The organism is Candidatus Chordibacter forsetii (assembly GCF_964187505.1).
GTDB lineage: Bacteria > Verrucomicrobiota > Verrucomicrobiia > Opitutales > Seribacteraceae > Chordibacter > Chordibacter forsetii.
In genome coordinates, this window is sequence record NZ_CAXLML010000044.1 from 1 (window position 1) to 23,673 (window position 23,673).

A 23,673-nucleotide genomic window follows, 5' to 3' on the forward strand; every position below is an offset into this window, starting at 1 on the left:
TAGGTGTAAATCTTTCCACGACTTCCTCAGGCAAGGTCATCACAAGGCAGCTTGCGTTTTAGTTATTCCAGGAGAGCGTGCGGAATGTTCAACCGCCCACTTAGAAGACCTTTTGTCTGCCCGTACCTCTAAACCCTTCGAGGTGATCGTACATGATGATACTACCGATAATGACTTAATCGATTTAATCCACAATGCAATTACCCGCATCCAAGAATCTGTGGCCGTGGATTCAACAGTTGAATACTCGACGCAGATGCTTGTTAAGGAAAGATTAAATGAAAATGACTCCAGGCTGTCGTGTACGCCTGAGTATCAATTTACAAAAGAACTGATACAACTAAGAGTTTTACAACAAATTAAAGCTGAGCCAGAAAATTACCTCAAAGCCGCTATTAAAAAGATAAAATCAAGCTGACAAAAATATCAGCTCTTAAAAAGCTTTAATTTAGGGATATGAAAAGATGGCTGCCTGAGCTAACTTGATTAGCCAAATCAATAACTTCTTGATTGCCAAGTTGAATGCAGCCCGAGCTGGCCGGTCTACCTAAGCGGTCTTCATGATTGGTTCCATGGAGGTAAACAAATCTTTTAAAAGTGTCCTGCTCTCCGCCACGGTTAAGCCCTTCCTGCAATCCGGTCAGTCTCAAGATGCGGGAGGTAATCAAGTTTTTTTGCTGCATGTCTTCTTCGCAATCCCAATAATGTAACCCGATGGGCTTTCGCCCCTGGAAGACCATACCAAGTGGTTGCCCCACCCCAATCACTTCACATACCTCATGCAAACCCCAAGGGGTTCCTAGAGAATCCTCTTTGCAACTTGGAGCTTTTAAAGAAGTTGAAGCCACATATGTTTTGACAGACTTACCTTCTTTTTGATGATACAACCTTTGCTGTTTAACAGAAACGATTAGCAAGTCTTGCGTTTCCTCAATCTTCAGTTGTTCAACAACCTTCAAGTACTCATCCTTTAAAATTACATTCATTGAAAAAATATCGTATTGGTATCGTAGGTGCAACCGGAGCGGTTGGCCAAGAAATTATCAAGCTTCTTGAGAAAAGAGAGTTCCCTGCAAGCGAATTAAGATTGCTTGCTTCATCCCGATCTGCGGGAAACGAATTAGAGGCACTTGGGCAGACACATAAAATCCAAGAGACTACACCGGAGTCATTTAAGGATTTAGACATTGCGATCTTTAGTGCCGGCTCGGAAAATTCTGTAAAGTTTGCACATGAAGCAGTGAAGCGGGGTTGCGTGGCGATTGATAATAGCTCGGCCTTTCGAATGGATCCATCTGTTCCTCTTGTTGTGCCCGAAATCAACCCCCAGGATCTGGATACTCACCAAGGCATTGTAGCTAACCCCAATTGTTCAAGTGCAATTACCTTGATGGCAATCTATCCCTTACACAAAAGATTTGGTCTCAAAAAGTTCTATGCATCTACCTACCAAGCAGTATCTGGAGCCGGTGCCATAGGTCCGATCTCCCTGGATCAGGAAGTTACAGAAATGGTTACTGGAGCACCACCACCCAATGCCCAACCATCTGCCTTCCCTCACCCTATAGCATTTAATTTAATTCCCCATGTTGATCAGTTCAGGGAGGATGGTTACACCAAGGAGGAACTCAAAATGCGAAATGAATCAAGGAAGATTCTTTCCCTTCCAAGCCTAAGAGTTTCCTGCACCTGTGTTCGGGTGCCCGTATACCGTGCCCACTCGATATCAATAAATGCAGAATTTAGTGACAGTGTAAACCTCCCGGATGCCAAGCAGGCTCTTAGTAACTTCAATGGACTTGAGTTTGTTGATAATCCTGAAGATATGCTCTACCCGATGCCCATCTATTCTTCTGAAAAGGAAAACTGTCATGTCGGCCGACTGCGGGTTGATCATGCAGCTGATAATGGATTAGCCTTATGGGTTACAGGAGACCAGTTATGGAAAGGTGCTGCTCTAAATGCCATCCAAATCGCAGAAGAAATGATTCTTAGGAACTGCTTGAGGAAAATCATCTAGCCAAACTTGGCAAGGGATTTGCTACAGTTCATGCATGGATCCAATAATTGCAACCGGCTTAGTTAACATTGGTGGTAATATTTTGCAGAAAATACTTCCCTCTAACCCTCCAAGTGTAGAAAACTCAAAGTCTTCCTCTTTTGAGTCAAATCTCAAGGATCTCCAAGGTAGTTCGCTTTCTCCCAAAAGTTTAGACACTCTTCGAGTCGAAATAACGAATTCTCCAGAACTCCAAGATTTCTTGTCCCGAAATTCGGGTAATAAAATATCGTTGGACAAACTTTCCGATGGTTCAGTCAGGGTACTGTCCTCCACGGGCGACTTCATGACCCTGCGTCCTGAATCCGCCACTTGCGCTAACGCTAACCAGTTTCTGGCTAACTCAATCTCTTCAGGTCAAAATATTAACCCTGGCCGTGAAAACTCGGTCATGCTCATTGGCTAATTTTAGCTGGGCATCAATTTAGCCCGAAAAGCAAATCTCAATGCATCCTCCATCTGACTTTCTGCTGATTGAGAGGATCAATCAATGCCCCAAGCTTGCATCACTTAGGAGCATCAACGATACGCTTCGATCTTTACTTGAGTCAGAAGATAGTTTTCTTGCCCAAATTGCTGAAGTCATCCGACTGGATCCATCCCTTACCACAAGAGTACTGGACTTGGTTAACTCGATTTTTTTTGGCAGCAAGGACAACAAGAGAATTAGTGGGGTCGAGGAGGCATCTATTTTTCTTGGCCTTAATCGTATCCGTGAATTACTGTTCGCCACTCCAGTTATTGAAGAAATTTTGGAACTTGGTAAAAACGCTCCTTCCTTTCCATGGGAAGAATTTTGGAAGCATAGCATTGGTACGGCCATCCTAACTCGCGAACTCCTGTCCGTTCTTGATATAAGCTATGAAGAGGAAGCCGATTATGTTGCGGGGTTGCTCCATAACTTAGGGATACTTATATTGGCGATCACCTTCCCTGAATTATTTAAAAAGATTTACCTGAAGAAATATGATTCCACAGATGAAATAATTGATGAGGAAAACGCCAAGATTGGATGGGGACACGCCAAGATTGGTGCCTACTATCTATGGAATCATCATATTTCAGACGAGATTGTAGATGCCATTCATTGGCACGATCAACCCAAGCAATCGAAGGAAAGTCCGAAGTTAGCAGCAGCCATCCAAGTGTCTCAGGCAATTGTTTCTGAACTTGGATTCACTGGACTAAATAAATGTAAGAAACCAGAAAGCGGGTCATACCAAAAACTTGAGGGTTGGGAAATGTTAACAGAAGGTCATGACGACCCAGATGAACTGATCACGTCAATAAACGAAGCTTCAGGGCGTTTAAACCAAAGCCTCAATGGTATCTTTTAATTGGTTCTTTTAAACTGATCAGCGAATCCACTGATCCTCTCTTGCCGCCTTGGCCACTTTCAGTGCACCAATTGAAACCAAAGGTGAATAATCCTTATCAGACAGACGAACCTCAGGGTTCTCATAACCATCGTCCACCAATCTTTGTTGGAGCTCCTGGTCGATATTTCTAATTCGGCTACCTCCACCAGTAAGGATAATGTTTTGCAGGAGGGAAAAAACAGATTGAGGCGAAGCGGATGAGATTACCTGTTTCAAGGACTCCGCAATTTCATTAACCAAACGGTTGCATGCCTCACCCACCTGTTTTCCGATTTCAATTTTTCTAGGTTTTCCCTCAACAGGGACTTTTACTCTTGCACCAGACTCGAGTTCTCCTGAGTAAGAAAATTCTTCCTTGAAACCACGAATCATGGAAATCGGCAGGTTTACTTCGGGATAGGCTTCGCGAACTAATTGATCCAGAATGACATCCACCTCATTTCCGCCGAATGGAATACTTAATAGGTCCTGAGGTTTGGGGAAATAACCCTGAATGATACAAAAGTCGGTTGTGCCTGCCCCAATATCAATAAAGAGAGAGTTACTTACAGGGTCCCTGTAGTCAGAATCCTGGAGGCGTGCTTCATCACGCATCCCTAAAGCCGCAAGAAAAGGCTCGGGAATGAGTAATGCCCCATCAAAAGCGGATTTTGCTGCTACCTCTAAATTACTCTTTGCTTCTTCATCAGCAACTGCAGGTATTCCGATAACACAAAGTGCTTCAGATGTCCGCTCCGGATCAACCTGATCCCGTAAATAACCAAGGAACGATTTGCTTGCCTCGAGGTCTTGAATCACTCCATCACTAAGTGGATGAACCAAGCGCAAGTGAAGTTGGTTGGACAAAGCATCATTGCCGTGAAGCATGGTCGAGTTCCCGGGTAATATTCCGGCTAAAATTCCCTCTTCGGGGTACCCAACTACCGTGGGGACGAATACACCATGATGTGCCTCCGAGCCAGGCTTACTAAGTTTACTCAGAATACAAGACTCTAAGGTGCCAAGGTCCAATCCGAGCGGTAACCTCTTTTTACTCCTAGCCCCTGTATCATCAGTGGGCCCTGCCCCCGATGTACTCTCCACTGTTTCAGAATCACTCATTCGCAAAAGAAAATTTTCAAAGATTATTTTGATTCATACGATAGAATCTCATCAATCATTTCTTCGATTTCGTCAAACCTCAAACCCGTCCCAGAAGGAGGATCCAAACTCTGTGGAGTTTCATCCTCAACAAATACATCATTTGGTAAGGAGGGTTGTCCGCCTGTAATTGGAATAACTTTGGCATCGTCAGCAGGGCTTACTTCTTCGGGAATATCATCACTCTCGATATCAATGTCACTCTTTTCCGGTAACAGTTCCTCGACTAAGTGAGATTCTTGACCTGGAATGTCTACTGGGTTCTCGATAAGAGGCTTTGGCGTATCGAGACCAAAGGAATCTGCACAATCCAGTCGAGTTGAATTACTTAATTTACTTGAAAGTTGCTCTACCCGACCGAGGGCATCACTGAGCTTTTGAACTGCTCCTGTAAGTTGATCTCTTAATGAACCCACTTCATTCCTGACTAAACCTGCAACTCTGGACTCGAAACGACCAGCGAATAGATCAAAAGCGACCGCCAATTCATCAGCCCGCCCAGATTCGTCATCAAACATTTCCTTTAATTTTGCCTTCTTCTCTGATGGCTCTAAGGAAGTGCTCTTCGCCCAGTTTACCACCAAACTAGGAATATCATCCCTGAGTACTTCAATTGCCCCGCCCTCATCACCAACTAAGCGACGAACACATGCACGACGAAAACCAGCCTTAAGAGCTTCTAGGGGTGATGCAGGGGTTGGGGTTTCAGGCATAAGTGGTTAATTTTGCAAACCTGTACAAATAAGGACAACTTAAATCTACCCATTATCTTTAAAGTTTAATTCATCTGACACGGATACACATTCCTCAATCTCCTGAATTGAAAGTTTCATTTCTGATTCTAAAAAGAGGAGGAAGTCTTCGGGCAAAGGTGCAGAAAAACACACACCCGTTTCCATATCCCTCAAATGCCTCCCATGTAAAGCCTGCCGTGACATACCTAAAATATTTGCCCACTCTTGTTGCCAGCCACTTTTGCAAAACTCCAAATAGATTCTTTCATCCCTTCCGTATAATTTTTCTCCGACCAAACAATGATCGATCCATTGTGCATGGATTCGGATTTGGTGCTTTCGACCAGTAAGGGTAGCAACTGAACAAAAGGTATATCCATTTTTACTACATATGGGAGTAAATATTGTCTCAGCAGACTTTGCCTTCCGACTATTACCAGTCACCCGCTGCTTCACATAGATTTCACTATCGGGATCTTTGCCCAAAAAAGTGGATACGGTATTTCCTGCAGGTAATTCGCCCTCTAAGATTGCCAAGTAATTCCTTCGGACCTTTTTAAATTCAATTCCTTTCTGCCAATAACTGGCCGCCTTTTTGTGCTTTGCCAATAATACGACTCCGCTTGTCTCACGATCAAGTCGGCTGGCAAGATGAACTGTATCCAACTGCAGGTATTCCTTAGCTGCTCCCACGAGGCTTGACCAGGGGCCATTCTTCGAGGGGTGACAAACAAGCCATCCCGGTTTATCCAAAACAAGAATATTTTCATCTTCATACAGGATCCATGAGGAAAAATCATCCATACAGGCCATGGGAGCATCTTGGGAAATGGTTTCATTCATGAGGTTGGAAAGTAAGCGACGGAAAAAAAGTGAAATAAAATTGGAGATATTGAATATCTTGTGGTTTTGTAGAGTTTAGACCTGTGCAATTCTGCGCAAGATTATAACCAAAAAATATAAACGCATATATGAAGAACAATCTGATCCTATCCGGACTTCATCTCTCCCTTACTGGCGCCCACAAGGAAGTGGTTTCTACTAAAATGGACAAAATCTTCAAACACGAAGAGAAAATCATCAGGGCGCGCATCGAATTGGAAAGATCCTCCAAATCTTCATCTCATGAGAATGAGTTTGTAGCCAAAGGTCATTTGGAACTCAAAGGAACAACCATTACTATTTCTTCAGCCTCAGATAACATTTTCAAATCAATCGACGATCTTGTCGAAAAGTTGGACCGTGGCTTAAGGCGAAGATCGAGGTTGAAAAAAGTGAAACGAAAACAATCTAGCCTACAGGAATTACCAAACGCTGCATAACCGGCGGCCTGAAATCTTTAATCTTTATTGAGCCCTCCTTTACCGGGAGGGCTTTTTTTATGCCTGAAATTATGTAAGTATCTTAGACACCGCAGAAAGAATATCTGAGATGGGGGCCAATTTCCCCACTCCCTCATACCCACATGCCAATTCACCCGTCACTGGTTCAATAAAGGTCACACCACGATCAGATAACACCTTGTGGTTTTCCATAGTCGCAGAATGCTCGTACATTTTTCCATTCATGGCTGGAGCAATTAACACGGGTGCCCTAGTGGCTAGGTAAATGGAGGCAAGCAAATCTGGGCACTGCCCGTGAGCATAATTGGCTAATTGGTTTGCAGTGGCAGGTGCCACCAAAAAAAGATCCGCCTGGTCCGCAAGCTCAATGTGTCCAGGCTGCCAGCTTGCGTCTTCATTCCACAACGAAGATGCAACCGGATTCCGTGAAAGGGTACCAAGTGTCAAGGGCGTGATAAAGCGAGTGGCCGACTCAGTCATGGCAATAAAGATTTCCGCACCAGCCTTACGTAATTCACTGGTTAAATCTGCAGCCTTGTAAGCAGCAATTGATCCGGATACGCCCAGCACAATCACCTTTCCGGATAAACATTTAATTCCTGTAAACTCGTCCTCCATATCTAACGCTTCAACCTAAAGAAATGTCGATTTCATACAACCACGATCTATCACTTTGGATTAACACTTTCCAAAGGGCATCAAAATCAATAAGGTTGAGAGATTCGCTATGCAAAAAAGCCCGATCACCAAATACAAGCCATGGGGAGTCATCGATCTACCAGATCGGCGATGGCCAAATCGTGTAATTGAACGTGCACCGCAGTGGTGTAGTGTTGATTTAAGGGACGGAAATCAAGCCCTGCCCATCCCCATGGGCGTTAAGGAGAAACTCGAGCTCTTTAAGCTCCTTTGCCAAGTCGGATTTGAGCAGATCGAAATCGGGTTTCCATCAGCGGCTCAAACGGAGTTCGATTTTGCCCGCAAGTTAATTGACGAAAAACTTGTACCTAACGGTGTTGCCCTACAAGTCTTAACTCAAGCAAGGGAGCACCTGATTCGAAAAAGCTTTGATAGTCTTAGAGGTGCCGAGAAGGCAATCATCCATGTTTACAACTCCACATCTCCCCTGCAACGGGAAGTCACTTTCGGGATGTCCAAAGAACAAATTAAACAAATCGCAGTCGAAGGTGTCTGTTTAATTAAAAAACTGCTTCCTGAACTTCCCGATACCGAAGTTCAATTGGAATACTCACCGGAAAGCTTTTCTGACACCGAAGAGGATTACGCCCTTGAAGTCTGCGAAGCTGTAATGGAAGCCTGGGAACCAACCGTTGAGAATCCAATCATTTTAAATTTACCAGCCACCGTCGAACTTTTCACCCCAAATGTTCATGCCGACCAAATTGAATGGTTTTGCAGAAATCTTAGCGAACGCGAAAAGGCAATTATCAGTTTGCATACCCATAATGATCGAGGCACAGGCACAGCGGCAACCGAACTTGGTTTACTTGCTGGAGCAGATCGTGTTGAGGGCACACTATTTGGAAATGGTGAACGTACAGGGAACTTAGATATCGTTACAGTTGCATTAAATATGTACAGCCAGGGACTACATCCCAACCTTTGCTTCGATGACATTGAGCACATCCGTGAGGTTTACGAACAAACCACGGGCATGAATGTACATGACCGCCACCCCTATGGGGGAGACCTTGTATTTACCGCCTTTTCAGGATCACATCAGGATGCAATCAAGAAAGGCATGGATGCACGGGGCAAAGCCAAAGATCCAGAACAATCCCATTGGCGAGTTCCCTACCTGACTATTGACCCTAGTGATATTGGACGTTCATACGAAGCCATCATCCGCATAAACAGTCAGAGTGGGAAAGGTGGTGTTGCCTATGTACTTTCGCGGGAATTTGGCCTCGAACTGCCTAAACCAATGCACCCAGAAGTTGGTCTTGTTATGAGCGGGAAAGCTGATTCCGAATCACGTGAATTAGCTGCAGAAGAAATTTACGAAACTTTTAAAAGCGAGTTCCTGGAAAAACAAAATCCTTTAAGCCTGATCTCTTATGAAACCAATAAAGTTTCAGCAGATGAAATCACCTGTTCCGCAACGGTTAAAATAAATAATGAAATTCAAAATATTTCCGGAAGGGGTAACGGTCCGATTAATGCCTTTGTTCATGCACTTGATGAAGCTGGCTTGAAAGATTTTAAACTTACCGACTACCGCCAACATTCAATCGGTGGTGGGTCCGCCACTGAATCAGCCGCCTTTATTCAATTACAAACCAAAGTTGGTCGAGTGGCTTACGGTTGCGGTATTCATGCAAGTATTGAAAAGAGTGGTTTACTCGCCCTGGTGAGTGCTTATAACCGCGTACATCAATAAATTTGGCTAAAGGGGGATCAAAATCATGAAACTGTCCATTATTTACCTAGTTCCCCTGCTTTTTATCTTTGCATTCTCCTTGTCTGCAACTGACTTGGATCATTTAGAGAATCGAATTGATCAAATGTTGGAAAGGTTGAATAAGGTGGAGAACTCCAAAACTACGCCCCCCTCACCTCCGGTCACGCCAATCATGAAGGAGGAACTACCCTCTGTTGACTTCCCTCCCTTACCGCCCCCCATAACTAATCGATCATCAGAAGAAACAGAGACTTCAAAAACATTCAATCGATTAGAAAGTCGAATTGATGAGTTACTTCAAAGACTTGAGCTAACCCAAAACACTGCTCCTGCCTACCAACCTTCCCCCGAACTCCAGCCCGAACAAAGCCTTGAAGAGTTACCAACTGTCGACTTGGAAACTGATCCATCCGTTTACTCAAGGACTTACTCTCTCCCAGAAGACTCAAGTCCTCAGGATATAAAAGTCCCATCGCTCCCCAAAAATAGATTTAATTTCTACATCGGATTATCCATTCCTAATGACAGCACATTCTCAGAATCCGGCAATCACAACTTGGAATTTGGGAACGGTTTTGAAATCGGGATTGAATATAACAGAATGTTTGAAGACGAATCATATATTGGTGCATTCATTGAGGGGAAATTCTTCGATACTGAATCCTTGGCAGGTAATACGGAGAAGGGCGACAATCGACTAGTTAACCTTGGGTTTACCTTGGGACAGGACTGGAGTTTTTCTGAGCTTTTAGCTCTTAAGACTCAGGCAAGTATAGGTACCTCGATCACTCATTATGAAATCGAGTCAGAAAATTATTCTCAGTCCGATCTCGCTTTCCACTATTCTTTCCTCATCGGGCTTGAATTTAGATGGAATGAATTCTGGCAATCCTCAGTTTATTATGAACTCGACGGTAGGTCTGCTGCTGACCGCATCGACTACCAAAGTTTTCATCAAATCGGAATCGAGACTGGCATTGGCTTTTGACCCTACTCAATTACTAGTTTTTTTGTAAATTATTAACTTCTATCGATCCCCATTCATCAGTACATCTTGATTTGGGCATGGGTATGAATAAAAAAAATAGTGAAAGTGCAAAGAGTTCTGTAGAGGGCGTTCTCGAACGCATCACTTTTTATAATGAGGAAAACGGGTTCCTTATCGGGAAATTAAAAGGGAGTGAGGGGAAGGATGAAATTGCCGTAGTTGGTAAGGCTCCCAAGGTACAATGCGGAGAAACCTTGGTTCTTTCCGGTTCATGGACGATGCACCCCAAGCATGGCAAGCAATTTTCCTTCGATAAATTTGAAAGTAAATTACCTGCATCCGCCTATGGAATCAGAAAATACCTGGCCAGCGGATTAATTCATGGAATTGGCAAAACCTATGCCCAAAAAATCGTCGATCATTTCGGGGCTGATACTTTGCGCATAATCTCTGAGGAATCTGCACGACTTCGAGAAATCGAAGGAATTGGCAATATGAGGGCCAAAAGTATCAAACAGGCATGGGAAGAACAAAAAGCAGTCCGCGAAGTAATGATGTTTTTGCAAACTTACGGAGTAACTGATGCTCTCTGCCTTAGGCTGGTCAGAAAATACGGGAACGAAGCCAAAAACCTTCTAGAAACAGACCCCTATCGGATTATCAGGGAGGTAAAAGGGATTGGTTTCAAAACCGCAGACCGTATTGCCCTGAACCTTGGACTAGCTAGTAATGGGCCGCCCCGAATTGATGCAGGCATTCTTCATGTAATGCAGGAATGCGAAGACCAAGGTCATACCCATTTTGAACGGCGTGAGATTGCGCTGCTTGCCACCGAACTCCTGGAGGCAAATTCACAGGAGGTAGAGAATCGAATTACCGTCCTAACCACTCAAGGAGATATCGTTCATTCCAGTGAGGATTGGATTCAACAACCAACAACGGCCAGAGCTGAATATACTCTGGCACAGTCACTCAACTTATTACTACAGGGCAAGTCCAGTCTCCCACCAATCCTCATCGATAAGGCAATTGAGTGGGCACAAGCAAAAGCAGGCTTTGGCTTTGCCCAAGGTCAGGAGGATGGCGTCCGTCAGGCCCTTGCTTCCAAGGTTTCAATTCTCACCGGCGGACCAGGAACCGGTAAAACTACCATTTTAAAAGCACTCGTATCAATTCTTCGGGCTAAAAAGACTAAAATTTTTCTGGCTGCTCCAACTGGGCGAGCAGCTAAGCGAATGTCGGAAAGTACTTCCCATTTCGCACAAACCGTTCACCGGTTACTTAAGTTTGATCCTTCTCAGGGTGGGTTCTGTATGAATGAACAAAATCCATTAATTTGTGATTATCTGATTATGGACGAGTCCAGTATGCTCGATGTCCGACTAGCCGCTTCTCTAGTTCGTGCTCTACCTGCAAATGCACACCTTTTATTAGTTGGCGATGCGGATCAATTACCCTCCGTGGGTTCAGGAAATGTACTCAAAGATTTGATTGACTCTAACGACTTACCGGTAACCAGGTTGGAAGTTACTTTCCGGCAAGCTGAGGATAGTGGAATTGTGGGGTTAGCTCATAACATTCTTTCTGGAAAGACAAGTCCGCCTCCCCCCGCCGAACCCTCTTCTGCCCTTCCTCGGCAGCAGGATGTACATTTTATTCGAGCTGAATCTCCGGAAGAATGCGTCCAGGTAGTATGCGATCTTTTTGCTCGCATATTACCAAAATCATTTTCGATTAATCCCCAAACTGATCTGCAAGTGCTAGCTCCTTTACATCGTGGAGTCGGAGGAATTGGCAATCTCAATGATCAAATTAGAAATTCGGTTAATCCAAATGGGGCAACCCATGTGATGGGAAGCATGCTTTTCCGGGAGGGAGATAAGGTCATCCAAAGCCGTAACAATTATGACAAGGATGTTTTTAATGGTGATCTTGGAATCATTCAAAAGGTTGATTCAATCAATGGAGTACTTGAAATTGATTTTGAAGGTCGCCTGATCAAATACGAACGCATGGAAGTTACCGATCTGCAACCTGCCTATGCCATATCAGTTCACAAAAGTCAGGGAAGTGAGTATCCTGTGGTTATTTTCCCTATCCTTAAGCAACACTTCATGATGCTTCAAAGAAACCTTGTTTATACTGGGCTAACCAGGGCCAAGAAAAAAGTCGTCTTTGTTGGAGATCCAGCCGCTTATGCGATGGCTATCCGTAACGATAAAACCCTAACCCGGCAAACAGACTTGATACGTAAGTTTAAAGAACTTACAGGATCTACTTAAGTGCCAAGTAGCAGGCAAAAAAGAGAACAATGTATGCGGGAGCAGTTTTTAACAGATTGTCACGCTCAACTTTTAAATGAAAAACGACTGCCGAGCACATAAGTAAAGAAAGCAGGATTGCCGCCGGACGAATAAGGAAAGGTGCCCAGTGCCCGCAAAGAAAGCACAGAGAAATGATCACTTTCATACACCCAACTCCATACATCGTTCGCTTAGACAATCCATAGACCTTAAACTCCTCAGCTATGTTCCGTGCCCGTTTCCCTCTAAATCGAGTAGGCCTATTAGCCCGCCAGGTCCAAACAGAAAGTAAAATAACTGCTAGCCCACATCGGATAATAATATGCTCTAAAGATTGCCAGGCTTCCATCAGAATGAGGGAGCGAACTGAAAGAAGTTCACCCTAATTATCCATCGAGCAACGCCCGCAGTTACTCGGCGTACCAGAACAGCGAGCAGGTTCCGTATAATCACCCGACGAGACGGCAGATGAAAAGACAGATAGTTTCTTGTCAAGTTTTGGAGAACCACAAGCTGGACAAGTTGCATCCTTTTTCCAATCACTGGAACGCACTAGGATTTCTGAATCTTCAGAACAATCCAAGCATGTAAACTCGTAAATCGGCATGAATAAAAAGGAGGGAATTAATAATTTCCCAACAATTCAATAAATCGGACGATCATATAGTAAAAGGAGACAAGCACTCCGCCCCCAAACAACCCAATAAACATAAAGCTGGTCAATTTTTTGACCCCTTCCGCCTCAAGAAACTTGGGCTGCTTTTCCAATGATCCAAGCATAACGATCAAATATACCACAATGGCAAAAATGGGCATGGTTACCATAAACCAGTCGAATTCACTACTCATTGATCCAATGATGTTGATTGCATTGACTAAGTCAAGGAGGACGAAGTCCAAACAAACTTTTTTTCATTCGTTCATAACAACTCTTTATTTCAGGTAGCTTGTTGATTCAATCATTCACTGATGAAGCATTTTAAGTTCTCTTAACTTGCACTCGCCGTATACCTTAAGTTCTGCATCATTAAATGGATGATTTCTGCATCCCAAGGCCAACAAGAAGAGAGCAGTTCCGCCCACATTCGCCATATTGTCTGCTTAAAATTTAAACCCGAAATAACTAACGAGAGTATACTGAAGGTCGAAAAAAAATTCCCTGCACTACAACAGTCTATCTCTGGGATTATTTCCATTGAATGGGGATTAAATAATAGCCCAGAAGGATTAAATAAAGGTTTCTCCCACTGCTTTACAGTTACCTTTGAAAACGAAACCGCACGATCAACCTATTTACCCCACCCCGCCCACCAAGCTTTTGTTGAAATCCTCAAGCCCCTACTTGATGATGTATTTGTTATTGATTACAACCTATGAAAAAAAACTGCATTCTCCTTATGATATGCATGGGAACATTCTCGTTTCTACATGCAAAATTATCCACACCATCCATTATTGGCTCAAATATGGTTCTGCAAAGAGGACAGTCATGTCCAATTTGGGGATGGGCCAGCCCCAATGCATACATAAACCTAATCTTCGCTGGTAAAACCTACCAAACCAAGGCAAATCAACAAGGGGATTGGAGGATCAAGCTTGATCCACTTGAGGCATCATTCAAGCAACAAACCATGATTATTGCAGAGGGGCGAAGCAACGGATTTAGCCGGGTTCGTAAGAATTTCTCTACTCAATTAAAAAATCAGCCTGGTGCATTGATTTACGAAAATATCTTGGTTGGTGAAGTTTGGTTATGCTCCGGCCAATCCAATATGCAATGGGGAGTAAGTTCATCCGACGACAGTGATTTAGAGACACTCTCTGCTAACTACCCTAACATTCGGCTAATTTCAGTCCCTCAGGTAGGAACCCAAGTACCCCAGAAGGATTTTGAGGGATCGTGGGAAGCAGTGAACAAACAATCCAGTGCATCCTTTTCTGCTGTTGGTTATTACTTCGGTCGCAGGCTTCATCAGATCCTCCAAGTTCCAGTCGGTTTAATAGACAATTCATGGGGAGGATCTGCTTGTGAGGCATGGATCCCTAAGGACCGCCTAATGATTCATCCCATTGCTCAACCCTACATGATGGAATGGAGAGAAAAAGAAAGAAACTATGATTTTGATGCCTTAACAAAAAGCTATTTTGAGAAGTTAGCCAAGTGGAAGGCTGAAAAAGCAAATGGTTCGACCTCACGTCCTCCTCGAGCACCACGGAACTTGATGACTGGGCAGCACAGACCGGGCAATCTGTTCAATGGCGTACTGCATCCTATTATTGGATACGGGATCAAGGGAGCAATTTGGTACCAAGGAGAATCAAATGCTGGTCGGGCTTTTGCTTACCGGGAGATATTCCCCTTAATGGTCCAATCATGGAGGCAGGCATGGGGACAGGGTGACTTCTCGTTTTACTGGACTCAACTAGCAGATTTCCGCCCTGAGTCCATCGTTCCCAACGATTCAAGCTGGGCAGAACTTAGGGAATCCCAAACCATTTGCCTAAGAAAACTTAATCACACAGGGGAAGCTGTAATTATAGATACCGGGGAAGGCAGAGACATTCACCCACGAAACAAACAAACTGTGGCCAATCGTTTGCTCAGGCATGCACTTGCAAAAGATTATGGACAAAAAATCCCGTATGAAAGTCCCAAGTACAAATCCATGGAAATCAAGGGCAGTAAAATTATTATTAATTTTAATCACGCCGGTGCCGGCCTTTATTGCTTTGATTCAAAAGCTCCAACAGGTTTTGCCATCTGTGGAGAAGATCAAAAATTTGCCTGGGCCAGTGCAAAACTGATTGGAAAAGATCGAGTGGAGGTATGGGCAGATTCGATAACTGCACCGATTGCGGTTCGCTATGCATGGGCCGATAATCCTGTGTGCAACTTATACCTCCGGGACGGTGGGGTAACCCTGCCCGTGACCCCCTTCCGCACGGATAGTTTTCCCCTTACAACTATGGGTAAATAGATGGAAATTAAATCATTACCCCAAAAGCTTTCCGTTTTTTTATTCCTAAACCTACCCCTCTTGGGGTCACCAGAATTAAGAGAGGAAATTCTAAAACTCGGAGAATTAACAACTGCTCCATCTTTTCATCCATTCTCACAAACAAATAAAAACGAAAACCCAAGAGCAATCCTTATGGAATCCCTACCGTGGGAGGGTAAGGAAACCCGGGCATATGCCTGGCTAGGCCTACCCAAAGTAAGTAAAAACGAAAAAGTTCCTGGAGTTGTACTGGTGCATGGCGGAGGAGGAACCGCATTTAAAAACTGGGTACAGGAATGGAACGACCGGGGATTTGCCGCCATCAGTATCGCAGTTGAAGGGCAAATCGACAAAAAAGTAAAGAACGAGAAGAGTAAAAAGATGGCTTGGGGAAAACATCAATGGGCAGGTCCTCACCGGATTGGAATATTTGCCGATACCCATAAGCCTTTGCGGGACCAGTGGATGTATCATGCCGTTTCCCAGACGATACTCGCCAATTCATTACTTCGTTCCCTTCCTCAGGTTGATGAATCAAAAGTCGGATTAATGGGCACCTCTTGGGGTGGTATCATTAGTTCCATTGTGATGGGTATTGACCAACGGTTTGCCTTTGTAATTCCCGTATACGGATGTGGATTCCTCAATGAGGCAGGCAATCATTACAAACCAGCACTAGCCAATAATTCTGGTTATCTTAATGCTTGGGAAGCAGGCCACCGTTTTAACCGCGCAAGGATGCCAGTTCTTTGGTTTTCCTGGCCAGAAGATAAACATTTCCCTATGGAGATACTTCGTAAATCCTATCAAGCAACCGCAGGACCAAACATGGTCAGCCTCGTCCCTCAAATGGGCCATGGACACGGCCCGGCATGGAGCCGGCCAGAAAGTTATGCATTTGCCAAAAGGGTTCTCAAATCCGGAAAAATTTGGTGCCGACGATTAGACTCAGCACTATTGGACGGGCAAGCTTACGCCCGTTTTCAATCGGATGAAGTTCTTGAAAAAGCGGAACTCGTCCATACGACCGATCTTGGATTCACCGGAAAAAGAATTTGGACGAGGACTCCTATCAGGTTACAAAAGAAAGCAGATGTATGGCTTGCGGACTGGCCCCTACCCGACGGAACAACCGCGTGGTTCATTAATGTTGAGTCCAGTGGCTTGGTTGTTTCCTCGGACTATCACGACGGGTAAAACTTGATCGATCGCCTGTTCTTCTATTCAGGAATCTCACATGGTATGAGAGCTCCGTCCCGCATACCATGTATTATTTTTTTGTCGGCCGGACAAAAGGTGGCCAGTGCCCCTTGCCAATTTACTTTTCCATTCTCTAGAAAATAATAGGGAGAAAGCCTCAGCCTGCCTTTCATATTTGATAAACTCCCATCATCAAAAACGGGATGCTCCATAATGGAAGGCTTCTTAAATTCCTGAATAATAAAAATGGGAGATGGGTAATTATCCAAGGCTTGCTTGACGCTGGTAGCCCAATCATCAATTGATACATCATCTCCAACCACAACGCTCCTTGCCCCCCATGAACTTTCATGAAACCCACTGGCTTTTAAAACCAAGGATCTTTCTTTCTTGGAAGCTTTGCCCAGATCATTCCAGTCACTCATCGGCCGGCCTCCAACAGATGGACCATCGAGGTATGCCCCCGGTGGTACTGGGGCAGGATCCAGAATCCAAGTGACTGGAACTGTTTTAAGCAGAAGAGTCCTCTCTGACTTACTCAAGTTTTCTTCCCAGTAGCTCTGTAGCTTGGGGTGATGGAGTAAACCGAGAGAAAGTTTTTCTTCAAGAAACGGGCGCATTGCCGGAGTAATAACCAAGTTCCCTGCTTCAACAGAAGTTGCAAAATCTTTCATTTGAGGAACATCCGGATCAAACAATTCCCAAAACCGGTAAATCACATTGATTTTTTGGCCATTCAAAAAGGCCTCACTCCCAACAAAGGAAACCTCATCCGGTCGTGCGACTTCAACCTGCAATCCTTGCTTGCTTAACTCCACGCCCAAGCAATCCATTTCCGGGCGATAAGTGGCTGACTCTTCGCTGACCAGTATGGCAAAGCGAGCAGACCTTCCCAACTTGCCTGCCTGGGAAACGAGGGCGTCACCAAAAGCTCTAGCCATCTTGGGCGAACGATCTTTCAAATATATACGGCCAAGATGGTCAGTCAGGCCGATTCCGCCAGGTACGGAATCCCATTCGGCCAGTGCAAAGCCATCACGCGAAGGTAATAAGTCAGGCCGAAGTACCGGAGGGAGCAACCCCCGGACATTTCGGGAACGGGAATGTTGGACCAACCAGTCGGGCTTGCCTGCATCTAAGTATTCGGAAACCCAGGGGACACGAAGTTCCTCATTTCGAAGAATTTTTTCGCCAGCGGCTGATTTCAAATACAATCTCTCAAGAGCCTGAAAGAAGGAAAGTCCAGCATCGCCAAGTTCCTTGATGAATTCACCAACATTCTCTGGTAATGCCCAGGATTGGTTCGACCACTTCCATGATTTCCCCGCAAAAAGAGAGTCTTTTGAAAACTTTTTTTTAATTTCCTCCCAAGTTAGTTGACTTGGGGGAAGTGTTGGATCAGTCGTCAATTTGAATATCCTTATTTCGCTGCCGCGGACAACCCGCCCGCAACCAACCATTCACAAAACGGTCGAGATCACCATCCATTACCCCTTGTACACCGGATGTTTCTACACCGGTGCGCAGATCCTTGACCATTTGATAAGGTTGAAAGACATAGCTGCGAATTTGATTCCCCCACCCCATTTCGCCCTTATCACCATAAAACTTTTCCATCTCTACCCGCTTCTCATCCTGTTGCCTCTCATAGATTCTCGACTTTAAAGCCCGCATCGCCGTCTGTTTATTTTTCAACTGGGAGCGTTCATTCTGGCATTGTACCACAATATTAGTAGGCAAGTGAGTAATCCGAACTGCGGAATCGGTCTTATTTACATGCTGCCCACCCTTGCCACTCGAACGATAGGTATCAATACGTAAATCATCATCCGGAATATCCATATCAACATCATCATCCTCCATTTCGGCGATCACATCGATCGAGCAAAAAGAAGTGTGGCGACGTTTATTCGAGTCGAATGGACTAATGCGCACAAGACGATGCACACCCCGTTCTGCCTTGGCATATCCGTAGGCATTCATCCCATCAATACGCAGGGTGCATCGACTAATTCCCGCTTCCTCACCAGGTTGAAGATCTTGAATATCGACATCAAACCCACGCCGTTCCGCCCAGCGCACATACATACGCATGAGCATGTCCGCCCAGTCACAAGACTCGGTTCCACCGGCTCCTGCATGTATGCTCAGTAAAGCCGGTCGAACATCCATTGGTTCACTAAGAAAACTTTCAACTTCCAAGTCTTCAATTTTTGCGACCAAGCCCTTTAATTCCTTTGAGAATTCAGCGGACAATGCAGTATCTGACTCATCTTCATCACAAAGTTCAGACATTGCTTCAATGTCACCCACTTGATTTTTGAAACTCTCAATCTTTTCTACAATTTGCTTCAGACGGTTGCATTCCGAACTAACCCGCTTGGCTTCATTTTGATCGTCCCAGAAGGTTGGACTGGACATCTGTTCCTCCATTTCCACGATGCTTATTTTTTTCGCGTCGCATTCAAGAAAGGACCATAAATGGTTGGTTCTTTTGAGTAGGGTTTGCAGTTCAGCTTTTTCTTCCGGGGTAATCATATAAAATATTTTAAACGGTAAAATCGGTTCCCTCAGGTACATCTAAGTGAAGTCCACATTCACGACCATGCCCCCCATGACGCGCATCCTCAGTTTTCTCGACTTCACTAAGTTTCCGGGTGCTGTGCCAATCACCAACTGAATCATAATCCATACCCTCCAATGGATGATAAGGGAGATCATTCTTTGGTAAATATTGATAAGTCTCCCGATCTTCCCAGTCCAAAATAGGATAGAGTTTAAGAACTCCGTTTTGCCGTTCTATAAAGTTTAATTTCTTACGGTCTGTGGCCTGAGTTCTACGTAAGCCTGCCATCCACACTGTTGCATCTAACTCCTGCAATGCCCGGTTCATTGGTTCTTTTTTATTCATCCAATTATATTTGGACATTCCATCCTTCCCCTGCTCCCACAACTTCCCAAAGGAAGCTTCCTGAAAAGCAGGAGATAGGCGGGCCGAATAAACCAATGCCTTGAAATTTAATTTTTCCTGTAATTTCAGGGCGTATTCATAAGTTCCGGGAAACAAATATCCAGTATCTATAAAAACGATGGGAATTTCCTTACTTGCTTCCCTTACCAAATGAATCATCACGGCACTTTGTAGACCAAAACTTGTGGAGGTGAGTAATCCGGTGCCAAAATTTTCCCACGCCCAACGGATACGCCCAGAAGCATCCATCCCCCCAAGCGTTTCATTGGCATCCCCCAAATCTATTTGTTCAATTGTCATATGGTGCAAAGATCCACCATGGCAAAATTTTGCCAGTGAGTAAAGAGTGGGCATCAATTATGACTCAGGGAAATAGGATTGGCTCAATCATCCGAGTTGCTTATTTTGAAAATCATGGACGAAATTGAGCAACTTTGCCACCGCTACCCTGCTTTAAAATCTTGTGAAGCTTCAATACATGAATCTTCCCAACTGCTTGTAGATACCTTTCGTTCAGGGAATAAACTTTTGCTTTGTGGTAATGGTGGAAGTGCTGCCGACTGCGAACATATCTCAGGCGAATTGATCAAACGCTTTAATAACCCTCGTGTACTCACCCCCGAATTGTCTGATCGATTGGGCCCAGAACTCTCCCAGAACCTGCACGGCGGACTACCCGCTCTTTCTCTTCCTTCGATGGTAGGATTCCATACCGCCTTTGCCAATGATGACGATCCCAGCTATGCATTTGCCCAGCAAGTGCTCGCATTTGGAAAAAGCGGAGATCTCCTCTTAGCCATAAGTACCTCTGGTAACTCGCAAAACTTACTCCATGCAGTCAAAACGGCCAAAGCAATGGGAGTAAAAACACTTGCACTTACCGGTAATTCTGGCGGAAAAATCGCTCCCCTTTGTGACCTCGTGATTATGGCCCCTGCTCACAAAACCCCAGATATTCAGGAATTTCACTTACCCATCTATCATGCTCTCTGCACTGTGGTGGAAAACCGTTTATTTCCCGACCCGGCATAGATGCCAGAAATCTTATCGAATCCCTTAGACTCCCTACCCCGGGAACTCTCTTCGCTGGCTGTAGAATTAGCAAAAGTAACAAAAATTGCCGGAGGACGCTTATTATTGGTGGGTGGCTCTGTTCGTGATCTTCATTTAGGATCATCTCCCTCAGAAATCGATTGTGAGGTCCAAGGATTATCGATCGATCAATTAAAATCCACGCTTTCAAAAAACTATACCTGCCATGAGGTGGGAAAAGCGTTTGGTGTACTCAAATTACGTAGCCTGCCCGCCGAATTATCCCTTCCCCGCACCGAAATAAAGACTGGATCGGGACACAAAGGATTTTCTGTGGATATCGACCCAGACCTCCCTTTTTCCCGCTCTGTACAGAGGCGGGACTTTACCATCAATGCAATAGGCTTAGATCCTCTAACCAACGAACTATTCGATCCAACTGGTGGCATTGCAGACATTGAAAAACGTTTACTCCGCCACATTGGTCCGGCTTTCTCTGAAGACCCCCTGCGCGTCCTCAGGGCCATGCAATTCATTGCCCGCTTCAACTTAAATATTTCCCCCCAGACTCTTAGTCTGTGCAAGAGTATCTCCATGGAGAACCTTCCACCAGAGCGCCTTTTTGAAGAATGGAAGAAATTACTCATCAAGGGCAATAATCTCTCCGCCGCTCTCAATTTCTTAAACGATTGCAATTGGCTTAAATATTTTCCTGAACTTCTCGCCCTGGTTGGATGCGAGCAGGAACCAGAGTGGCACCCGGAGGGAGATGCCTGGGTACACACCCTTCATTGTATGGATGCTTTTGCCCGCGAACGCACAGGAAATGAGTGGGAAGACCTTGTGGTTGGATTTGCCGTGCTTTGTCATGATCTCGGGAAACCTATGACCACCGTAATTGGAGAGGATGGGCGCATACGATCTCCCCTTCACGAACCAAGAGGAGAACAACCTACCCGTGCCTTTTTATCCAGGCTCACCAATCAAGTAGAACTACATGAACAAGTAGTACCCCTTGTTCGACGCCACTTGACTCCGCGCACTTTTTACAAAGACCAAGCAAGTGATGGTGCCATTCGCCGTCTTGCCAGTAAGGTAAAAAGAATCGACCGCTTAGTTAGAGTGGCCGCCGCAGATATTGCTGGTCGTCCACCTCGAAATGATGAGTTCCCCGAAGGGCCCTGGTTACTCAAACGTGCAGAGGAATTAAAAGTGAAGGACTCTGTACCCAAACCAATCATTCTCGGCCGGCACTTAATTCAAAAGGGGATGAAGCCAGGTGCTGACTTTGGTCCAATTTTAAAAAAATGCTTAGAGGCTCAATTGGATGGAATATTTGATGACTTAATTTCAGGACTTGATTTTTTGGAAAAACAGCTGCCTATTAATTAAATGCGTTTGTATGTAATTTTTTCCCTTTGCATATTCAGACTAACTTTACCATCAATTGCCGAGAAGAATCAAACGACCGAGGAACTACTCGGAAAACTTGATTCCCTAAGATTTAATTACACCAAGGCGAGCAATTTTCTTAATGAAAATGAAAGGGCGAGGAAGGATGCGGCCAAGAAAGACGATGAGCTCCCCCGTAATGTAAGGCAACAAAATCAACAAAAAAGGATAAGCGAATCGGGTTGGTTAGAGCTTTTTCAAAATAAGAAAAAAACTTACGACGAGTACCTTTCATGCTTGGTCCATACCTTTGTATCTCTTCCTTCTGCCAATCCGAGATATGAGGAAATTAAAAAGGAACTCAATCAACAGCATCCAGATAACTGTAAAAACTCCCTGACTGAATCATGGACAACTCAACATCGACTGCTCGCACAAAAGTTTTACCTGCACCTTGTCAACCCAGGGATCGATAAGAAGAAAGCGGCATTCTTTGCCAAATTAACCAAGCCAGGAGGCGGTATAAAATTTGAAGATTTCCTGCACTTCATCGGCATCGGAGTGGAACCACAAAACTGGGATATTCAGAATATTTACACCTTGGCTGCCTTACGTGTAGGAGAAACTTCTACCGCAAGATCGGAAAATAAGAAATTAATTCGCAAGGCAACCAAGTATTCCCGATTGGACGAACCGGAAAATCAATTTAATTTAAGAATAAGAAAAGAGTTAAGGGCATACAAGTTACACCGGGCATTGATCGAAGTAATTGATGGCAAAGAGAAGGAAGCCACAAAATACCTTTCAGAAGCCATGGATATTGCACCCGCTCATTCACCGAGTAATGAACTCAAAAAAATAATCGATGAAACCAAGTTTATGCTTGGTCAATCACAGCAGTAAAAATCCCAAAAATCCAGCACAGTTTCAAGGTGGTAAGGAAATAAACCCTCGAGGTTTTACACTTCTCCTTAGCCTACTTACGAAATGTGGCTCGATACTTGGAAAGCTTGGCTTCTACCATTACAAGTTCTTCTTGGCTTAGTTCCTTGTACCCTCGCCCAATTGGCCATCCGTAGCCCCAGCGATACCAAGTTGGGAAATGTGGGACTCCGCCTATACGAACAGCTTCATACATTAATTGAGCGAGTTGTGGATTGCCCGTCTTTTTCTCCACACAATTTTTAAAGTCAAGATCTGCCTGTTCCCGTTCTTTCTCAGTGCCCCCTCGCCAGTAGGCTAAGTCATGCTTATGGCAACATTCTTTCCACAATTCGGGATTTTTAAAAGTGCCATCCAGGAACAAACTGCACCCATCACTGGTAAAATCAGTTAACTCAGAAAGTGAATCCTTACAGGAGATGGAAGTTGAAAATAAAAAAACTGCCCCAAAAAATGCAGCAAGTAGCTTCACGAAACCTTTTGTCCTAAATGTGTAAGGCTGGAATCACTGGGTAATTGAAAGGCACGCAAACCAAAAATAGGCAGAGTTGCCAAGAAATGATCAAATATATCTGACTGAATTGCTTCGTATTCGATCCATCGAACATCGTTTACAAATACATAGATCTCGATGGGTACTCCCTTTTCACTGGGAGCTAACTGACGTACGAGAAAGGTCATGCCTTCTTTATGTATACTGGCATGGGACCGTAAGTACTCCTTACAATAGGCACGAAAGGTTCCGATATTGGTGAGATTTCTACCGTTC

General features: G+C 44.4%; 26 protein-coding genes and 1 pseudogene. 14 read left to right on the forward strand and 13 right to left on the reverse strand.

Annotated features, from left to right (window positions below):
- A partial coding sequence (locus ACKPQ4_RS01870; RefSeq protein WP_407679512.1) for a hypothetical protein occupies positions 1-418 on the forward strand: 418 nt, incomplete at its 5' end.
- Between the two features lie 25 nt (positions 419-443).
- Here the strand turns inward: ACKPQ4_RS01870 and ACKPQ4_RS01875 are convergent.
- Positions 444-986 (reverse strand): L,D-transpeptidase, encoded by a 543-nt coding sequence (locus tag ACKPQ4_RS01875; RefSeq protein ID WP_407679513.1) that lies wholly within the window; start codon positions 984-986, stop codon positions 444-446.
- On the opposite strand from ACKPQ4_RS01875, the gene ACKPQ4_RS01880 reads away from it, so the two are divergent.
- The 3 genes from ACKPQ4_RS01880 to ACKPQ4_RS01890 are packed head-to-tail and all read left to right on the forward strand — an operon-like array spanning position 986 to position 3,396.
- On the forward strand, positions 986-2,020 hold the full coding sequence (locus tag ACKPQ4_RS01880; protein ID WP_407679514.1) for an aspartate-semialdehyde dehydrogenase: 1,035 nt from the start codon (positions 986-988) through the stop codon (positions 2,018-2,020). The genes ACKPQ4_RS01875 and ACKPQ4_RS01880 overlap by 1 nt on opposite strands.
- A 34-nt stretch (positions 2,021-2,054) precedes the next feature.
- Complete coding sequence (locus ACKPQ4_RS01885; protein ID WP_407679515.1) at positions 2,055-2,465, forward strand: hypothetical protein; 411 nt, start codon at positions 2,055-2,057, stop codon at positions 2,463-2,465.
- A 40-nt stretch (positions 2,466-2,505) separates the two neighbouring features.
- Positions 2,506-3,396, forward strand: coding sequence for an HDOD domain-containing protein (locus ACKPQ4_RS01890; protein WP_407679516.1), 891 nt, complete (start codon positions 2,506-2,508; stop codon positions 3,394-3,396).
- An 18-nt stretch (positions 3,397-3,414) separates the two neighbouring features.
- On the opposite strand, the gene ACKPQ4_RS01895 is transcribed toward ACKPQ4_RS01890, so the two are convergent.
- The 3 genes from ACKPQ4_RS01895 to ACKPQ4_RS01905 are packed head-to-tail and all read right to left on the reverse strand — an operon-like array spanning position 3,415 to position 6,155.
- Positions 3,415-4,539 (reverse strand): rod shape-determining protein, encoded by a 1,125-nt coding sequence (locus ACKPQ4_RS01895; protein ID WP_407679517.1) that lies wholly within the window; start codon positions 4,537-4,539, stop codon positions 3,415-3,417.
- A 23-nt stretch (positions 4,540-4,562) separates the two neighbouring features.
- Complete coding sequence (locus tag ACKPQ4_RS01900; RefSeq protein ID WP_407679518.1) at positions 4,563-5,291, reverse strand: hypothetical protein; 729 nt, start codon at positions 5,289-5,291, stop codon at positions 4,563-4,565.
- A 45-nt stretch (positions 5,292-5,336) separates the two neighbouring features.
- Positions 5,337-6,155, reverse strand: a complete 819-nt coding sequence (locus tag ACKPQ4_RS01905; RefSeq protein WP_407679519.1) for an RluA family pseudouridine synthase — start codon at positions 6,153-6,155, stop codon at positions 5,337-5,339.
- A 128-nt stretch (positions 6,156-6,283) separates the two neighbouring features.
- On the opposite strand from ACKPQ4_RS01905, the gene hpf reads away from it, so the two are divergent.
- A complete protein-coding gene (gene hpf / locus ACKPQ4_RS01910; RefSeq protein WP_407679520.1) occupies positions 6,284-6,634 on the forward strand; it encodes a ribosome hibernation-promoting factor, HPF/YfiA family in 351 nt (116 codons plus the stop codon).
- A gap of 69 nt (positions 6,635-6,703) precedes the next feature.
- Here the strand turns inward: hpf and ACKPQ4_RS01915 are convergent, their stop codons facing one another.
- The gene (locus ACKPQ4_RS01915) at positions 6,704-7,273 is read right to left on the reverse strand and encodes a flavoprotein (protein ID WP_407679521.1); all 570 of its coding nucleotides are present in this window, start codon (positions 7,271-7,273) and stop codon (positions 6,704-6,706) included.
- 109 nt (positions 7,274-7,382) lie between these two features.
- Between ACKPQ4_RS01915 and leuA the strand changes: the two genes are divergently transcribed.
- From leuA to recD2, 3 genes are all read left to right on the forward strand, one after another.
- Positions 7,383-9,056 carry a 2-isopropylmalate synthase gene (gene leuA / locus ACKPQ4_RS01920; protein ID WP_407679522.1) on the forward strand — a complete coding sequence of 558 codons (1,674 nt, stop codon included), beginning with the start codon at positions 7,383-7,385 and terminating at the stop codon, positions 9,054-9,056.
- Between the two features lie 25 nt (positions 9,057-9,081).
- A complete protein-coding gene (locus tag ACKPQ4_RS01925; protein ID WP_407679523.1) occupies positions 9,082-10,065 on the forward strand; it encodes a hypothetical protein in 984 nt (327 codons plus the stop codon).
- 83 nt (positions 10,066-10,148) lie between these two features.
- A complete protein-coding gene (gene recD2 / locus ACKPQ4_RS01930; RefSeq protein ID WP_407679524.1) occupies positions 10,149-12,347 on the forward strand; it encodes an SF1B family DNA helicase RecD2 in 2,199 nt (732 codons plus the stop codon).
- Here recD2 and ACKPQ4_RS01935 read toward each other — a convergent pair.
- The 3 genes from ACKPQ4_RS01935 to ACKPQ4_RS01945 are packed head-to-tail and all read right to left on the reverse strand — an operon-like array spanning position 12,340 to position 13,217.
- A complete protein-coding gene (locus tag ACKPQ4_RS01935; protein WP_407679525.1) occupies positions 12,340-12,717 on the reverse strand; it encodes a DoxX family protein in 378 nt (125 codons plus the stop codon). The two genes, recD2 and ACKPQ4_RS01935, sit on opposite strands and share 8 nt — an antisense overlap.
- A 33-nt stretch (positions 12,718-12,750) precedes the next feature.
- Positions 12,751-12,975, reverse strand: coding sequence for an FmdB family zinc ribbon protein (locus ACKPQ4_RS01940; RefSeq protein WP_407679526.1), 225 nt, complete (start codon positions 12,973-12,975; stop codon positions 12,751-12,753).
- A 17-nt stretch (positions 12,976-12,992) separates the two neighbouring features.
- Positions 12,993-13,217, reverse strand: coding sequence for a hypothetical protein (locus tag ACKPQ4_RS01945; protein WP_407679527.1), 225 nt, complete (start codon positions 13,215-13,217; stop codon positions 12,993-12,995).
- A 186-nt stretch (positions 13,218-13,403) separates the two neighbouring features.
- Here ACKPQ4_RS01945 and ACKPQ4_RS01950 point away from each other — a divergent pair, with 186 nt between their 5' ends.
- From ACKPQ4_RS01950 to ACKPQ4_RS01960, 3 genes are read left to right on the forward strand one after another with little or no spacing between them, the layout of a single operon-like run.
- Positions 13,404-13,745, forward strand: a complete 342-nt coding sequence (locus ACKPQ4_RS01950; RefSeq protein ID WP_407679528.1) for a Dabb family protein — start codon at positions 13,404-13,406, stop codon at positions 13,743-13,745.
- 29 nt (positions 13,746-13,774) lie between these two features.
- Positions 13,775-15,346 (forward strand): sialate O-acetylesterase family protein, encoded by a 1,572-nt coding sequence (locus ACKPQ4_RS01955; protein ID WP_407679529.1) that lies wholly within the window; start codon positions 13,775-13,777, stop codon positions 15,344-15,346.
- Positions 15,347-16,564 (forward strand): acetylxylan esterase, encoded by a 1,218-nt coding sequence (locus tag ACKPQ4_RS01960; RefSeq protein WP_407679530.1) that lies wholly within the window; start codon positions 15,347-15,349, stop codon positions 16,562-16,564. It begins immediately after the preceding gene.
- A 23-nt stretch (positions 16,565-16,587) separates the two neighbouring features.
- Here the strand turns inward: ACKPQ4_RS01960 and ACKPQ4_RS01965 are convergent, their stop codons facing one another.
- From ACKPQ4_RS01965 to ACKPQ4_RS01975, 3 genes are read right to left on the reverse strand one after another with little or no spacing between them, the layout of a single operon-like run.
- Positions 16,588-17,976: a hypothetical protein gene (locus ACKPQ4_RS01965; protein ID WP_407679531.1), complete on the reverse strand. Its 1,389-nt coding sequence runs from the start codon at positions 17,974-17,976 to the stop codon at positions 16,588-16,590.
- The gene (gene prfB, locus ACKPQ4_RS01970) at positions 17,966-19,105 is read right to left on the reverse strand and encodes a peptide chain release factor 2 (protein ID WP_407679532.1); all 1,140 of its coding nucleotides are present in this window, start codon (positions 19,103-19,105) and stop codon (positions 17,966-17,968) included. The genes ACKPQ4_RS01965 and prfB overlap by 11 nt, the downstream gene beginning before the upstream one ends.
- Positions 19,106-19,115: 10 nt before the next feature.
- Positions 19,116-19,892, reverse strand: a complete 777-nt coding sequence (locus ACKPQ4_RS01975) for a phosphoadenylyl-sulfate reductase (protein WP_407679533.1) — start codon at positions 19,890-19,892, stop codon at positions 19,116-19,118.
- Between the two features lie 24 nt (positions 19,893-19,916).
- Here ACKPQ4_RS01975 and ACKPQ4_RS01980 point away from each other — a divergent pair, with 24 nt between their 5' ends.
- The 3 genes from ACKPQ4_RS01980 to ACKPQ4_RS01990 are packed head-to-tail and all read left to right on the forward strand — an operon-like array spanning position 19,917 to position 22,865.
- Positions 19,917-20,570, forward strand: coding sequence for a D-sedoheptulose-7-phosphate isomerase (locus ACKPQ4_RS01980; RefSeq protein ID WP_407679534.1), 654 nt, complete (start codon positions 19,917-19,919; stop codon positions 20,568-20,570).
- A complete protein-coding gene (locus ACKPQ4_RS01985) occupies positions 20,571-21,962 on the forward strand; it encodes a CCA tRNA nucleotidyltransferase (RefSeq protein WP_407679535.1) in 1,392 nt (463 codons plus the stop codon).
- Complete coding sequence (locus ACKPQ4_RS01990; protein ID WP_407679536.1) at positions 21,963-22,865, forward strand: hypothetical protein; 903 nt, start codon at positions 21,963-21,965, stop codon at positions 22,863-22,865.
- A 73-nt stretch (positions 22,866-22,938) separates the two neighbouring features.
- Here the strand turns inward: ACKPQ4_RS01990 and ACKPQ4_RS01995 are convergent, their stop codons facing one another.
- Positions 22,939-23,376, reverse strand: coding sequence for an FAD-binding oxidoreductase (locus ACKPQ4_RS01995; protein ID WP_407679537.1), 438 nt, complete (start codon positions 23,374-23,376; stop codon positions 22,939-22,941).
- Positions 23,373-23,673: pseudogene (locus ACKPQ4_RS02000) on the reverse strand (mechanosensitive ion channel family protein); the annotation flags it as partial. The pseudogene ACKPQ4_RS02000 and the gene ACKPQ4_RS01995, both read right to left, overlap by 4 nt.